This window comes from bacterium (assembly GCA_040757115.1).
Lineage (GTDB): Bacteria > UBA9089 > CG2-30-40-21 > CG2-30-40-21 > SBAY01 > JBFLXS01.
This window is the reverse complement of record JBFLYA010000014.1, coordinates 1-14,393: the sequence shown is the minus strand read 5'-3', so window position 1 is coordinate 14,393 and position 14,393 is coordinate 1. Positions and strand designations below refer to the sequence as shown.

The following is a 14,393-nucleotide window of genomic DNA, read 5'->3' as shown; positions in this document are numbered from 1 at the left end:
AATGATAAAACTATTAGCCCCCGCAAAGATAAATTTATTTTTAAATGTCATCGCTAAAAGACAGGATGGTTACCATGAATTAGAAACTATCTTGCAAAAAGTCGAATTATACGATACCATCATTTTAGAAAGCAAGGATGACGGAATTGAGTTAGAATGTCCAGAGGTTCCTGGTGTAGAAAACTTAGCCTATAAAGCGGCTAATCTTTTAAAACAAGAATTAGAGGTCAAAAAAGGAGTAAAAATAAAGATTGAAAAAAATATCCCGATTGGAGCGGGTTTAGGTGGAGGCAGTTCTGATGCAGGAACAACATTAATTGGCTTGAATAAATTGTGGTCATTGGGATTGAGTCAAACCGAGATGATTCTCCTATCTTCTAAATTGGGGGCAGATGTCCCTTTCTTTATCATTAACCAAGGATTATCTTATGCAACAGGAATTGGGACAACCCTTACTCCTCTACCTCCTTTACCACAATTCTGGGTGATTATAATCTGGCCTAAAATAAAAATTTCTACGGCTAAAGTATATGAAAATGTAAATTTTATGTTGACAAATGAGCCAATAAAGAGTAAAATAATATTAGATGTCGTTAAAGAAGGTAATATAGAACAAATTTCAAATTTGCTTTACAATACATTAGAAGAAATTGTGCTCCTGCAATATCCGGTGATTAAAAAATTAAAAGAAAAACTCATTAATCTCGGTGCTCTGGGAGCGCTTATGTCAGGTAGTGGGTCAAGTATTTTTGGAATTGTTAAAACACAGTTAGAGGCAGTTAACATCTATGATAAATTAAAGGGGGGTGATGAGATAATCTTTGTGACAAAAAATATGCAATAAACAGTAAACAGTAGTCAGTAGTCAGTAGTCAGTAAAGGGAAATAACTATTGCCTCTTCAAGATTGAATTCATGGGTACTATCAGGTTAAGGTTGAGGCATCTTACAAAAAATAATTTTGACTTAGCACTATTCTTTACTGACTACTAACTACTGACTACTGACTACTCTTAAAGAGGTGAATCAATGGAAATTACTAACATTCGGGTTAAACGAATAGAGAATGACTCGAAATTAAAGGCGTGGGTATCAGTAACATTTGACGATGTATTTGTGGTGCATAACATTAAAGTCATTCAGGGGCAAGAGGAAATGTTTATCGCTATGCCTAATAGACTGACAAAAGATGGGGCATTAAAAGATATTGCCCATCCAATTAGCGCTGAATTTAGACAAACACTGCAAGACAAGGTATTAGAAGCATACCAGCAGGCATAATAAAGAGATAGGTTAAGGAAAAAGAGAGTTTTTTTGCTGTGTTTCTTAACCGCGACCTTGACTTTTTGTTAATTGGGGTGTCGCCAAGTTGGTAAGGCACGGGACTTTGGCTCCCGCATTCGGAGGTTCGAGTCCTTCCACCCCAGCCTAAAAAATGCGTAACTATTCACCACGAAGGGCACGGAGAGCACGAAGTAAAATTTGATGAATTATCTAATAAAGTTAGCAAATATCAAAGTTGGTGTATTGATAAATTTCAATGTGGAAAGATTGAAAGAAGGCATAAAAAGATTTGTCTTGTCCAATCTCCCTGCCCTTCGTGCTCTTCGTGGTGAATAGTTACTCGAAAGAAAGAATTCATGGGAAATAGAATTGCTATAATTATTTTAGCCGCAGGATTAGGAAAGAGGATGAAATCTGATTTGGCGAAGGTGCTTCATAAACTGTGCCATAAGCCAATGATAGAATATGTCCTGGACACTCTTTCCTTTTTTTTATCGGCAAGAATTATTATTGTTGTTGGACATCAAAAAGAAAAAGTAGCCCAATTAGTTAAAAATAAAAAGGTAGAGATAGTTGTTCAAGAAGAGTTACTCGGGACAGGACATGCTGTTGCTCAAACAGAAAAGATATTGTCTGATTTTGAAGGGAATATCTTAGTCCTTTGCGGAGATACTCCTTTACTAAAAAGTAGCACTCTTGAAAGGTTAATTCAAACTCATCAACAATCTAATGCAACAGTAACAATCCTTACAACAACCATAGATGACCCAACTGGATATGGCAGAATAATAACAGATGCCTCTGGTAATGTATGTGAAATTATTGAGGAAAAGGATGCTACAGAGCAGGAAAAGGCAATTAACTTAATTAATACAGGAACTTATTGTTTTAAAAGTAAGGATTTATTTTCTGCCCTAAAAAAGATAACGGCGGATAATAAACAAGGCGAATATTATCTAACTGATGTTGTTGGAATTCTAAAAAAACAGGGAGAAAAAATAATAACCCTTCAAATACCTGACCCAATCGAGGTAATAGGGATAAATACACAGGATGACTTGAAAAGGGTGGAAGAGATTATAAAGGAGGCAACTAATGTCACAAATTAACGATATGCAAGTATTTTCTGGGAATGCTAATCCAGAATTAGCCAGAGAAATATGTGATTATTTGCAAATACCTGTTGGAGATATAGAAGTAAGTTCATTTGCCGATGGAGAGACCTGTGTTCATATCAATGAAAATGTTCGAGGAAAGGATGTTTTTGTTATTCAGCCTACCTCTCCACCAGGAAATCAAAATATAATGGAACTTTTAATAATGATTGATGCCTTTAGTCGGTCATCGGCAAAACGGATTACTGCGGTCATACCTTACTATGGCTATGCTCGTCAGGATAGAAAGGTTCAACCACGGGTGCCAATTAGTTCTAAGTTAGTTGCAAATCTCATTGTCGTTGCGGGCACAGATAGGGTTTTGACCGTTGACCTTCATGTTGGACAGATACAGGGTTTTTTTGACATACCTGTTGATAATTTATTTGCCACACCAGTCATCGTCGAATATTTCAAGAAAAAGGAGATAAAAGATTTAGTTTTAGTTTCTCCTGACCCTGGTGGGGTCGAGCGAGTACGAGCACTTGCCAGTAAACTCAATGCCTCTATTGCTATTATTGATAAACGACGCCAAACCAAAAATAAGGCTGAGGTAATGAATGTTATTGGTGAGGTTGAGGATAAAAATTTAATTATCCTCGATGATATAATTGATACCGCTGGCACATTAACCGAGGCAACTAATGCCTTGAAACAAAAGGGGGCATTAGATATATATGCCTGTGCTACTCATCCAGTATTATCTGGCCCAGCAATTGAACGAATTAATAATTCACCGATTAAAGAGGTGGTGGTAACCAATACTATCCCTCTGAGAGAAAAAGCAGAAAAAACTAATAAAATTACAGTGCTCTCTGTAGCGAAACTCTTAGGTGAGGCAATAACAAGAACTCATCAAGAATCCTCAGTTAGCTCTTTATTTATTTAATGTTGGTAACTATTTAACTAATTAACAAATAAGAAGGGGGTATTTAAAAAAATGGAAAAGGTACTATTAGAAGCGACCACAAGAAGCGAGTCAGGCAAAGAATATTGTCGTCGATTAAGAGAGAAAGGATTTGTTCCGGGAGTGGTTTATGGAGGCAAAAAAGAAGTTACTCCAATAGAGTTTAAATCAGCAGATTTAATTCATATTCTCCATAAAGGAGGGGCAAATGTGCTTATCAACCTGAAATTACCTGCTTCGACAGAAACGGTGATTTTAAAAGAAAGGCAAAACCATCCCTTTAAAAATCTTTTATTGCATGCTGATTTTTTGAGAATATCATTAAAAGAAAAATTAACCATCAGGGTGCCAATAGAAATAATTGGGAGTGCCAAAGGGGTACAAGAAGGTGGTATTTTAGAACAAATTATGTGGGATATAGAGATTAGCACTCTCCCAACACAAATCCCAAACAACATTCCGGTAGATGTCACTAATTTAGAATTAGGGGCAGTAGTTTATGTGAAAGATTTAGTTGTAGAAAAAGGGATTGAACTTAAAGCCGACCCGGAGGCAATCGTATTATCTATTTCCACACCTAAAGAAGAAGTAGAAGTAGTAAAAGAAGAAGCAGTGGCAGAACCAGAAGTAATCAGAGAAAAGAAGAAAGAGGAATTGGAATGAAAAAAGATAGTCTTCTCATCAGCATAATCACAGTTTTAGCCGTAAGTATCTCTTTCTTTGGTTTTACTATGGCATTAGCGTATCTTCAGATTCCTAAGGAGATTCCAACTTCAGAAGAGATAGGGATGGCGTTAGAAGAAACCAAAAGATTAGAAGAAAAAGAACTGGAAAAAGTGGTTGAAAAGCCGAGAATCCCAAAACCTAAAGAAGAAAAAAAAACTGAAGGGACAAAAAAAATTTTGCCTTATTATTCTTCTCTGGTTGATAAAAGAGCCTGGAAAGGCACAGGAACAGCGAAAATAGCCATTATTCTTGATGATGCCGGATATAGTCTGAATGGCTGTGCAAAAAAGTTACTTGGCATACAGGCTCCTTTAACCTTCAGTATTTTGCCAGGACTAAAATATTCAAGACAAATTGCTAATCAGTGTTATGAAAAAGGGATGGAAGTAATGCTCCATATGCCAATGGAAAATTGTGGTAATTCAAGGATGACCAAAGAGGATAAATTATGCGAAGCTGGCCACAATATGAAGCCCTATAAATATGCTGTTCTGATTGGTATGTCTCAAGAAGAGATAGCAAGAAATCTTGAGGGGGCAATAAATGACATCCCTCATGTTGTAGGGATAAATAACCATATGGGTTCTAAAGCCACGGCAGATGAGGTAACAATGACTTATGTCTTAGACAAGGTTAAAACAAAAAATCTTTACTTTATTGATAGTGTAACGACTGGTCGGTCTGTGGCATATAAATTGGCAAAAAGAAAAGGTGTCCCGACCAATCAACGCACTGTTTTCTTAGATAATATTAACGATACAGAATATGTGAAAGAGCAAATAAATGAACTTATTTATCGAGCTAAGCAGAAGGGGTATGCAATTGGCATAGGACATGCGATTAAAGACGCGACGGCAGAGGCATTAGTAGAAATGGTGCCTAAATTAAAAGAGTATGGGATTGAGGTCGTGCCAGCATCTTGTCTGGTAAATTAATTGTAACCGTTCAGGTAGTCTGGTATCTGGGTGTCTAAGTGTCTGGGTTACATAGACTACCAGACACATAGACACCCTTTACGCAAAATTGTAGGATTTGTTACTATCCTGATTTCCTGGATGTTAACTGATTGCTGATACCTGATGGCTGAACGCTTACAATTAATTGGAAACTGGAAATTAGAAAAGTCTGACCCCCAAAGGCAAAATCAATGGGTAAAATAATAATTGATAGTAACAGATGTAAAGGTTGTGAGTTATGCACAACAGTATGCCCGCATAATTTAATTGCGATGAGTGATGAATTAAACCAGGCAGGTCTTCATCCAGCATATTTTATCCCTTCTGATAAATGTAATGGGTGTAAATTATGTGCTATTATCTGTCCGGATATAGCCATTGAGGTGTATAAATGAGTAAGATATTAATGACCGGGAATGAAGCCATCGCTGAGGCGGCGATATTAGCTGGATGTGAATGTTACTTTGGTTATCCCATTACCCCACAAAATGAATTAATCGCCCATATGGCGAAAAGGCTACCACAGGAAGGCAAGGTATTTTTACAGGCAGAGAGTGAAATAGCGGCAATAAATATGGTTTTTGGTGCGGCGTGCACCGGTGCTCGTGCAATGACCTCTTCCTCAAGCCCGGGTATTAGCCTGAAACAAGAATGTCTCTCATATATGGCGGGATGTGAATTGCCAGGAGTGATTGTCAATGTCTCTCGTGGAGGACCTGGACTGGGAAATATTGCACCGTCTCAATCCGATTACTTTCAAGCAACCAAAGGCGGCGGACATGGAGATTATCACTTGATTGTTTTAGCCCCGGATTCTATTCAGTCAGCAGTTGATTTAACTCAAAAGGCATTTGATTTAGCGGATAAATACCGTAATCCAACAATGATTTTAACCGATGGATTATTAGGACAAATGATTGAACCAGTTGAATTAAAACCAATTAAAAAGGTTAACCTCCCACCTAAAACCTGGACTTTAACCGGGGCAAAAAATAGACCACCAAATACCATCAAATCACTATATATTGACCCTAAAAATTTAGAGGCTCATAATTGGAAACTACACCAAAAATATCAAGAGATGCAAAAAGAAGTAGATTATGAAACTTATGAAATTGAAGATGCCCAAATAATCGTTGTTGCCTTTGGAGTGGTCGCCAGAATTTGCAAAGAGGCAATAAACCGAGTCCGCAAACAAGGAATAAAAGCCGGTCTGATTAGACCAATTACCCTCTACCCATTTCCCACACAAGTTATCCAACAAACCACTCCAGAATCTTTTTTAGTGGTTGAGTTGAATTTAGGACAAATGGTTGAGGATGTGAAATTAGCCGTCGAAGGCAAAATACCTGTCCACTTTTATGGCAAACCCGGCGGGGTATTTATCACACCAAAAGAGGTTTATCTTCAGTTATTGGAAATCTTCAACCGTTCAGGGGGTAATTTACCGCAGAGACGCAGAGGAACAGAGAAGACATAGAAATAAAGTAACTATTCAGCCACTGATGGTAGGTAGTAGATGGAAGGTGGTAGGTGGGAAAGCATACATCCCACATCCCACCTACCACCTACTACATATTAACACGGATTAGCACGGATAAAATAGGGAGAGACCCTCATTTAGTCTTACGGCTCACAAGGATGATGAAAATCGGGATTCGGGCACTCGGGGTTCCGATTTCGGGGGTCGGGGATTCTTTTATTCCCGAGTCCCGAACCCCGAGTCCCGAGTTCCGAACCCCGATTTTTTAGAAGGTAAGGTGTAGAAATGATAAAAACCATTGATAGAATATGTATGTTTTGTATTATTCTGTGCTCTGTCTTCTGTCCTCTGTCTTCTGGACAGGCACAACCTTTAACGATTAGCCTGATGCCTGGCGATACCCATTCAAAGCTCGCCCTCGACACAGTCAAATCCATACAAAAAGAATATCCACATCTTTCGGGAAAAGTTGCCTTCAAGGTCTATACCTCATATTCTATTAAGAATAGACTCAAAACCGCGGAAGAGATTGCAGATTCAAAGGTTGTCTTTCTTCTTCGGATTATGGACCGTCAGGTTGTGGAACTGGCAAAGCCTTACATTAAACAGGTCGTAAAAAATGGCGGTAAGGTTTATGGTTTTGGAGGAATTTATAGCAAAGAGCATCAGGATATGGGAATCATCGACGATGAACAGATTAATGCATACTACAAGGAGAATGGTTTTGAGAATATCAGGAATATGTTGCTTTTTGTCTTGAGCCGTGATTTTGGGCTTAAACTACCATGGAAAGAGCCATCTCCAATTCCTCAGTCTGGCATCTATCTTAGAAAAGAGAGACGGGTGGTGGCAAATCTGAATGAGTTCTTAAAATCCTACCAGCCGAATGGTGATAAATGGGTTGGGGTTCTTTTTTACAAAAGCAATTTTGACTCAGGTAATCTTTTGACCGTGGATAGTGTGATTGAATCTTTAGAGCAGGAAGGGTTTAGCGTTCTTCCTGTTTATGGCTATCCACCCGAAATTCCCATTGAGCGGTTTTTCTTTGATGAAGAAGGCAAGAGCAGGATACATTGCCTCGTAGCTCATAGTATGAAATTAGGGATCAAGCCAGAAGTCGTTATCCCTTTACTCACCAGACTCAATGTGCCAGTGATTAATGCCATTCCCCTTTACACCCAATCGAAAGAAGAATGGGAGGCATCTGCAGTTGGACTTAATATCTTTGAGCGTTCCTGGCAGATTGCGGGTCCGGAGATGGCTGGAATTAGCCAGCCCACGGTTATTGCTTCAAGGGAAAGGATGGTTGAAAATGGAATTGAATACATCGAAGAGCGACCAATCCCTGAACGGGTTGAGCGACTCATTGACCGTGTAAAGGGATGGATAAATTTGCAGGATAAACCCAACAGGGACAAAAGGATTGCCATCATCTATTATAACTATCCCCCGGGCAAGCAAAATGTTGGGGCATCGTATCTCAATGTCCTGCCAGAAAGCCTGTGGGAGATATTACAGCGAATGAAGATAGAAGGATATGATTTTGGGACCGGGGAAATTAAGAAGGAGATGCTCTTCAATGATATTCTTACTTACGGCAGGAATATTGGCAATTGGGCGCCAGGGGAATTGGATAGGTTGGTGAGAACAGGCAAACCAGTGCTTATTCCAATGAACCTCTACAAACAATGGTTTGAAGAACTGCCGCAAGGGATGGCCACGGCTATGCTCAGAGACTGGGGACGGCCAGAGGATAGCAAGATTATGACATGGACAGATGACCGAGGAAAGAAATACATTGTTATCCCGGCGGTGAAGTATGGGAATATCCTTTTTATGCCGCAACCCTCACGCGGTTGGGAGCAGGATGTCAAAAAACTCTATCACAGTGTTACCCTTAGTCCACATCACCAATATGTTGCCTTTTATTTGTGGCTCAAAAAGGTTTTTTCGGCAGATGCAGTGGCACATATCGGCAAACACAGCACCCATGAGTGGTTATCGGGCAAAGAGGTTGGATTTACCGAAAACGACCCACCAGAGGCATTAATCCAGCATCTGCCAAATATCTATCCGTATATCGTTGATGATGTTGGCGAAGGGTTACAGGCAAAACGAAGGGGAATGGCGGTCATCATTGACCATTTGACCCCACCATTTGATAAGGCGAGGCTGAATAAAGAACTGAGAGAGCTAACAGGCTTGATTAATGATTACAATGTGGCAAGGGAGAAAAGTCTGTCTTTGGCTGAAACAAAACTTGCAGAGATTAATAACCTTGCCCGACGGATTGGGTTATTGACTGACCTTAAGATTGCCGAAGTCAAAACAGAAGAAGATGTTGAGGAGGTGGAGCATTACCTCCAGGATATTGGGGAGAAGCAGACACCTTTTGGTATGCATACCTTTGGCCGTGCCCCAGAGGAAAGATACATCAGGACTACGGCTGAAGCAATATTGGGCACAGAATCTTCTGCCCAGAGACTCGCTGATTACGAGCAGAGGATAATCCAATCAGCACAAAGGGAGCTTGATTCTTTCATCGCCGCACTTTCAGGCAGATATATCCCGGCTGGTCAGGGCAATGACCCCATTCGTAATCCTGATTCACTGCCCACAGGCAAGAACTTCTATTCATTTGACCCGAGGAGGATACCCAGCAAAACCACCTACGAGATGGGAGTGAAATTGGCAAAGGAACTTATTGATGGGTATAAAAATCGGCATGGCAAATATCCGGATAAGCTCACCTTCAATCTTTGGGGGATAGAAACCATCCGTCATGAAGGGGTGATGGAATCGCAGATTATGTATTTGATGGGCATAAAACCAAAATGGAATGAGCGAAAGGAGGTAGTCGGGGTTGAACCAATACCAGCGTATGAGCTTGGTCGGGCAAGAATTGATGTGACTATTGTTCCCTCAGGGCTCTACCGTGACCTGTTCTCCAACCTTATGGATTTGCTGGATAAAGCCGTATCCCTGGCAAAGCAGCAGGATGAGACGGACAACATCATTCGGCTAAATATCCTTAAGGCAAAGAAGATACTTATGGAAAAAGGCATTTCTGAGGATATGGCAGAACGGCTGGCATCGGTGCGGCTTTTTACCGTGCCTTCTGGTGCTTACGGAACAAACTTATCTAATCTTATTCCTTTATCCAACACCTGGGATAACGAAAAACAGGTAGCTGATGTCTATCTGATGCGGATGAGCCATCTCTATGGACAGGGGTTCTGGGGAACTAAGATAGAACAAGGTAACAGACCGGAGGAGCTGGATGAGGATATAAGCCTTCTGCTGTTTAAGAATGCCCTTTCCGGAACAAAAGTAGCGGTGCACAGCATCTCGGGCAATGTCTATGCCACGCTTGATAATGACGACTTTTTCCAATATCTTGGTGGCACGGCAATGGCAATCCGTTCCATTGATGGGAAAACACCAGAGGTTTATGTAACCAATATGTCCAATCCCCGTCAACCAAAACAGGAAACCCTTGAAAAATTTATGGGACGAGAAATGCGTGCAAGGTATCTGAACCCTGAATGGATTAAGGCAATGATGAACGAGGGCTATGCCGGGTCTCGATTTATAGATAAGGTCGTCGAATACCTCTGGGGTTGGCAGGTAACCGTGCCAGAGGCGATAGATGCGGCTAAATGGAATGAGATGTATGAAACATACATCCTGGATAGAAACGAACTGGGAATAAAGGATATGTTTCGCAGTTCAAAAAATATGTGGGCATATCAATCTGTTGTCGCCAGGATGCTTGAATGTGTGCGAAAGAAATACTGGAAACCAGAGAAAGAAATAATAGAAACCCTTGCCCTGGAATATGCCCGGAGCGTCCAGGAGGTTGGTCTTGCCTGCTGTGACCATACCTGCAACAATCCCTTGCTGACACAGTTTACCCGCCAGGTGCTAATGTCTGTGCCTGGCTCAAAGGTTCAGATGCAAGGGTTTATGAAGGCACAGAGTCAGATGTCAGAGGGCAGAAGGCAGAGGGCAGAAGGCAGAAGGCAGAAGGCAGAGGACAGAAGTCAGAGGTCAGAGACCAAACAAAAAACTATAGCCCCTGGTGATAAGGCAAAAAAGATAGCACCTCTGGCACAGGTTGAAGGGTATGAGATGGAGGAAGTGAAGACGGCAGACGGTATCTCATCTGCCCCAATTCCGTATTTATTCATTGCTGGCTTCCTCATATTTATTGGGTTGATTGCCCTGGGATTTAGAAGGAAAATTTAAACAACTATTTACCGCAGAGGCACAGAGAACGCAGAGAAGATGAATATAAATGAATTAATCCGTGGATAAATAAATTGGTGGTGTCTGAAAATAACTCTAATAGTGAAATCTATGCAGATTTGGTGTCCAAAAGGGATTTCCTCCAAAGAGCAAAATGCAAAAAGCAAATATAAAAATTACATATCAAAATGTAAAATTATCTCTTTCCTTTCAGCGTTAAAATAGAAATCCTTTTGGGACGGTTCACTTTTGTTTGAAAGATTGCGGATTGAAATTGGAAATTAGGGAGAGAGACAAAAGCCCAATTTCTAATTTCCAATTTCCAACAAAAATCATAGGAAAAACGATAAAAGGAACCGTCCCGTCCTTTTTGAAATTTGATTTGTAATTTTGCATTTTGATATTTATATTTGATATTTATTTGTTGTCTCCCTCAAATCCTATTTTGCAGAACCCTATACACTATTTTAACCTTTATGCTAGATTAAGACACCACCAATAAATTCCAATGTAGAATTTGGAATTTAGGATTTTAAAGTATGTGCTAAAACATGGAATGAGAAGAATGGTTTTAGGTTTAGAAGAGGAAATCTTACTCTCCGCGCTCTCTGCGTCTCTGTGGTGAAATATAATAAAGTTACAAGGAACGAAAAGATGAAAAAAATATATCTTATCGGTATTGGACCAGGTAACCCTGATTACCTGACCATTCAGGCAATTGATACAATGAAAAAAGTGGATGTCTTCTTTATCCTTGAAAAAGAAGGTGAAAAAGAGGATGAGCTTGCTTTAGCAAGGATGGAAATATTAAAAAGATACCTTGATGAAAAAAGTTATCGAGTTGTGGTCGCAGAGATTCCTAAGAGAAAAAAAAGCGGCAGATATGAAGAGGGGGTTAAGAAGTGGCGGGTCCAAAAGGCAGAGATTATCACAAAATTGATTAACAATATGGCAGATGGACAGATTGGGGCATTTCTCGTCTGGGGTGACCCGAGCCTCTATGATGGTCATTTAGAGATACTGCAAGATATTCTTAAACAAGGGATTGTAGATTTTGAGTATGAGGTCATCCCCGGGATAACTTCTGTTCAGATACTAACCGCAAAACATAAAATCCCACTCAATCGGATAGGTGAAAATATTGTTATTACCACCGGCAGAAGGTTGAAGGAATACCAAGCAAATGAGATTAATAACACTGCGGTCTTATTAGATTCTTATGCTACCTTTAACCGTTTTAAGGACGAGGAACTTGATATCTATTGGGGCGGCTATCTGGGGAATAAGGAAGAGATACTTGTTTCAGGGAGGTTAAACGAAGTCATTGAGAAGATTAAAACGATAAGAAAAGCGGCAAAAAGGAGGCGGGGTTGGATGATGGATACTTATATTTTGAGGAAGGCAAAATGAAGAAAGTCTATCTTATCGGCATTGGCTATAGACCTTTTGATAAAAGGGCAAAGGAGATTACTCTTAATTCAAAGGTTATCCTTGCCACAAATAGACTCTTTGAGATATTCAAAGGATACGAAGAGTTTGAAGCAATTAGGGATAATATCAGGGTAATTAATAATATGGATGAGATGCTTGATTATATCAAGTGTCAGAATTGTGATGTAACTGTGCTTGCTTCTGGAGACCCAATGTTTTTTGGGATTGGGAGAAGGGCAATGGAAGAACTCGGAAGGGATACTATCGAGGTAATTCCGGATTTATCCGCTATCCAGATTGCTTTTTCAAGGATAAAAGAGACATGGGATGATGCCCTTTTGCTCAGCCTCCATGGTGAGCCTGACCCAAAGAAAGGCAAACCATACACCATAAGCGACCTTCCATCCCTGCTTCAACATCACCACAAGATAGCTGTTCTGACTGATAGGAACAATACACCATCAAAGATAGCCGAAATTTTAAAGTGCTCACTGCTTACTGTTCATTGCCCACTGGTTATCTATGTTTGTGAAAAACTCGGGGCGGTGGATGAAAGAATTATCAAAGGCTCTCCAGAAGAACTATTAAAGGTATCCTTTGCAGAGCCAAATATAGTTATCATCATTTCTTGAAGAGTTTATCGTTTATAGTTTATGGTCTATAATAAACTATCAACTATCAACGATTGTCAGGTGATTCTTCCTGAAAACTAAAAATTTAACTTGACTTATAAAATAGATTATTGTATACTAGTGCTCTGTCGCCATTCAAGTGATTGATTGGCCGTTGTCCCCCGCTGGCGGGAGTCTTATCGTTACCCACAAGTTGGGTAACAAGATGAGGTAAGCAAGGATAAACTATAAACGGGAGATTAGAGATTGCAGGAGAGCGGAGTGAGTGGCAAAATTCCAAATCACAAATTCCAAAATACAAATAAATTCCAATGACCAAAATTCAAAATTCCAAACAATATGATTTAGAAGAAAGAACTTATCAATTTGCTCAAGAGGTTGCTTTATTCTGTAAGAAACTACCTAAAACTATTACTAATATCGAATATGTAAAGCAAATGTAACCGTTCAGGCTATATATCAAAAGTGTAAGAAAGGGGATAAGGAGATAAGAGTGATATGGAGATAAGATAATAGAAATAGATTGAAATTTATAGAAATAGGTAGAAATTGATTGTGGAAAACAACAAATTTCCATAAATTTCTATTAGTTTCTATTAATTTCAATTTTTTTAATAATATCTCCCTATCTCCTTAATCTCCACATCTCCTTTTGTTACACCACCTGAACGCTTACCAATACATGAACATGGTCTGGCACTCCGTTTATCACCAACGGGTTATGTTGATTGTTCTTGATAATACCCATGATGTATTTGTATAATTCATCTTTCCATAAATTTTCTACCAATATATCGTTCCTACGGAACTGATTGATTTGTCTATCTATTCCTACCGATATTATGTTCCTAACGGAACGATTATTCTCATGCCTTATTTATGGGTATTATCCTATGTAAACTTCCAGTTAATAACCGCTATATGTTAATAAATTTCAATGTAGAAAGGTTGAAAGAAGGCATAAAAAGATTTGTCTTGTAAAATCTTCGTGACCTTCGTGCTCTTCGTGGTAAAAAACAGTCTAACCAATCGCTACACCTGACCCTCGCTTCGCTCGGGCAGGTGAGTTTTATCGTGTTATACGCAATTGAAAGGAAAAGAGTAAAATGGATGAGAAGATCCTAATCCCCTCTTTTAGCCAGTATCGAACTATATTGGGCAAAAATATCTGTTGGTATATTAATCATGCAGAATTCACTCCTTTCTTGATATCATACCAAAAGTAATACTTAGCCATTTAGATTATACAAAACCAATTACGATTTGTCAATTTTTTTCTTGACTTTTCTGATGGGGTTGTGATAAAATATAACAAAAGTGTATAATAACTTGTTAGACTAATAAAAATAATCACACAGAGACACAAAGTCACAAAGGAATTGAATAAAACAATAAACCTTTGTGTTCTTTGTGGCTTTGTGTGAGAAAATAAAAAGGAGATATTTTAGGAGATATTTTAGGGTCAAACCGTGAATGTGGAATGCACAATAATTCGGTGAGGCAGAGAAAAAGGAAAAGACAGCGAATCAAAGCTTTTGTCTAACCCTGCGTTGCAGTTGACGGCGGGGGACTG

13 protein-coding genes, 1 tRNA gene and 1 pseudogene are annotated in these 14,393 nt (G+C 39.4%); 13 read left to right on the top strand and 2 right to left on the bottom strand.

Going from position 1 to position 14,393, the window contains the following annotated elements; genetic code table 11:
* The first annotated feature begins 1 nt into the window (after window position 1).
* From ispE to cbiE, 13 genes and pseudogenes are all read left to right on the top strand, one after another.
* Window positions 2-844: a 4-(cytidine 5'-diphospho)-2-C-methyl-D-erythritol kinase gene (gene ispE / locus AB1422_02075; GenBank protein ID MEW6618132.1), complete on the top strand. Its 843-nt coding sequence runs from the start codon at window positions 2-4 to the stop codon at window positions 842-844.
* A 184-nt stretch (window positions 845-1,028) separates the two neighbouring features.
* The gene (gene spoVG / locus AB1422_02070) at window positions 1,029-1,280 is read left to right on the top strand and encodes a septation regulator SpoVG (protein MEW6618131.1); all 252 of its coding nucleotides are present in this window, start codon (window positions 1,029-1,031) and stop codon (window positions 1,278-1,280) included.
* A 73-nt stretch (window positions 1,281-1,353) separates the two neighbouring features.
* Window positions 1,354-1,426: transfer RNA gene (locus AB1422_02065), tRNA-Gln, on the top strand.
* A gap of 55 nt (window positions 1,427-1,481) precedes the next feature.
* Window positions 1,482-1,619: pseudogene (locus AB1422_02060) on the top strand (GxxExxY protein).
* Window positions 1,620-1,639: 20 nt separating this feature from the next.
* Window positions 1,640-2,392, top strand: a complete 753-nt coding sequence (locus AB1422_02055) for a sugar phosphate nucleotidyltransferase (GenBank protein ID MEW6618130.1) — start codon at window positions 1,640-1,642, stop codon at window positions 2,390-2,392.
* Window positions 2,379-3,326, top strand: coding sequence for a ribose-phosphate pyrophosphokinase (locus tag AB1422_02050; protein ID MEW6618129.1), 948 nt, complete (start codon window positions 2,379-2,381; stop codon window positions 3,324-3,326). Before AB1422_02055 ends, AB1422_02050 begins: the two co-directional genes overlap by 14 nt.
* Before the next feature lie 51 nt (window positions 3,327-3,377).
* On the top strand, window positions 3,378-4,007 hold the full coding sequence (locus AB1422_02045; GenBank protein ID MEW6618128.1) for a 50S ribosomal protein L25: 630 nt from the start codon (window positions 3,378-3,380) through the stop codon (window positions 4,005-4,007).
* Window positions 4,004-5,005, top strand: a complete 1,002-nt coding sequence (locus AB1422_02040; GenBank protein MEW6618127.1) for a divergent polysaccharide deacetylase family protein — start codon at window positions 4,004-4,006, stop codon at window positions 5,003-5,005. Before AB1422_02045 ends, AB1422_02040 begins: the two co-directional genes overlap by 4 nt.
* A 212-nt stretch (window positions 5,006-5,217) precedes the next feature.
* Window positions 5,218-5,421, top strand: coding sequence for a 4Fe-4S binding protein (locus AB1422_02035; GenBank protein ID MEW6618126.1), 204 nt, complete (start codon window positions 5,218-5,220; stop codon window positions 5,419-5,421).
* Window positions 5,418-6,506 (top strand): 3-methyl-2-oxobutanoate dehydrogenase subunit VorB, encoded by a 1,089-nt coding sequence (locus AB1422_02030; GenBank protein ID MEW6618125.1) that lies wholly within the window; start codon window positions 5,418-5,420, stop codon window positions 6,504-6,506. Before AB1422_02035 ends, AB1422_02030 begins: the two co-directional genes overlap by 4 nt.
* 288 nt (window positions 6,507-6,794) lie before the next feature.
* Window positions 6,795-10,757: a cobaltochelatase subunit CobN gene (locus AB1422_02025; protein ID MEW6618124.1), complete on the top strand. Its 3,963-nt coding sequence runs from the start codon at window positions 6,795-6,797 to the stop codon at window positions 10,755-10,757.
* A 654-nt stretch (window positions 10,758-11,411) separates the two neighbouring features.
* A complete protein-coding gene (gene cobF, locus AB1422_02020; GenBank protein ID MEW6618123.1) occupies window positions 11,412-12,167 on the top strand; it encodes a precorrin-6A synthase (deacetylating) in 756 nt (251 codons plus the stop codon).
* Window positions 12,164-12,820, top strand: coding sequence for a precorrin-6y C5,15-methyltransferase (decarboxylating) subunit CbiE (cbiE, locus tag AB1422_02015; GenBank protein ID MEW6618122.1), 657 nt, complete (start codon window positions 12,164-12,166; stop codon window positions 12,818-12,820). Before cobF ends, cbiE begins: the two co-directional genes overlap by 4 nt.
* 370 nt (window positions 12,821-13,190) lie before the next feature.
* On the opposite strand, the gene AB1422_02010 is transcribed toward cbiE, so the two are convergent.
* Together AB1422_02010 and AB1422_02005 are read right to left on the bottom strand one after the other, a co-directional pair.
* A complete protein-coding gene (locus AB1422_02010; GenBank protein MEW6618121.1) occupies window positions 13,191-13,397 on the bottom strand; it encodes a hypothetical protein in 207 nt (68 codons plus the stop codon).
* A gap of 78 nt (window positions 13,398-13,475) precedes the next feature.
* Window positions 13,476-13,613, bottom strand: coding sequence for a transposase (locus AB1422_02005; protein MEW6618120.1), 138 nt, complete (start codon window positions 13,611-13,613; stop codon window positions 13,476-13,478).
* Window positions 13,614-14,393 lie beyond the last annotated feature (780 nt).

Excerpts from the sequence above, each read along its gene's own strand:
- AB1422_02010 (MEW6618121.1), bottom strand. The coding sequence starts at position 13,397 with ATGGAAATTTGTTGTTTTCCACAATCAATTTCTACCTATTTCTATAAA.
- cobF (MEW6618123.1), top strand. The coding sequence starts at position 11,412 with ATGAAAAAAATATATCTTATCGGTATTGGACCAGGTAACCCTGATTAC.
- ispE (MEW6618132.1), top strand. The coding sequence starts at position 2 with ATGATAAAACTATTAGCCCCCGCAAAGATAAATTTATTTTTAAATGTC.
- AB1422_02035 (MEW6618126.1), top strand. The coding sequence starts at position 5,218 with ATGGGTAAAATAATAATTGATAGTAACAGATGTAAAGGTTGTGAGTTA.
- AB1422_02045 (MEW6618128.1), top strand. The coding sequence starts at position 3,378 with ATGGAAAAGGTACTATTAGAAGCGACCACAAGAAGCGAGTCAGGCAAA.
- AB1422_02040 (MEW6618127.1), top strand. The coding sequence starts at position 4,004 with ATGAAAAAAGATAGTCTTCTCATCAGCATAATCACAGTTTTAGCCGTA.
- AB1422_02050 (MEW6618129.1), top strand. The coding sequence starts at position 2,379 with ATGTCACAAATTAACGATATGCAAGTATTTTCTGGGAATGCTAATCCA.
- AB1422_02030 (MEW6618125.1), top strand. The coding sequence starts at position 5,418 with ATGAGTAAGATATTAATGACCGGGAATGAAGCCATCGCTGAGGCGGCG.
- AB1422_02055 (MEW6618130.1), top strand. The coding sequence starts at position 1,640 with ATGGGAAATAGAATTGCTATAATTATTTTAGCCGCAGGATTAGGAAAG.
- spoVG (MEW6618131.1), top strand. The coding sequence starts at position 1,029 with ATGGAAATTACTAACATTCGGGTTAAACGAATAGAGAATGACTCGAAA.
- AB1422_02025 (MEW6618124.1), top strand. The coding sequence starts at position 6,795 with ATGATAAAAACCATTGATAGAATATGTATGTTTTGTATTATTCTGTGC.
- cbiE (MEW6618122.1), top strand. The coding sequence starts at position 12,164 with ATGAAGAAAGTCTATCTTATCGGCATTGGCTATAGACCTTTTGATAAA.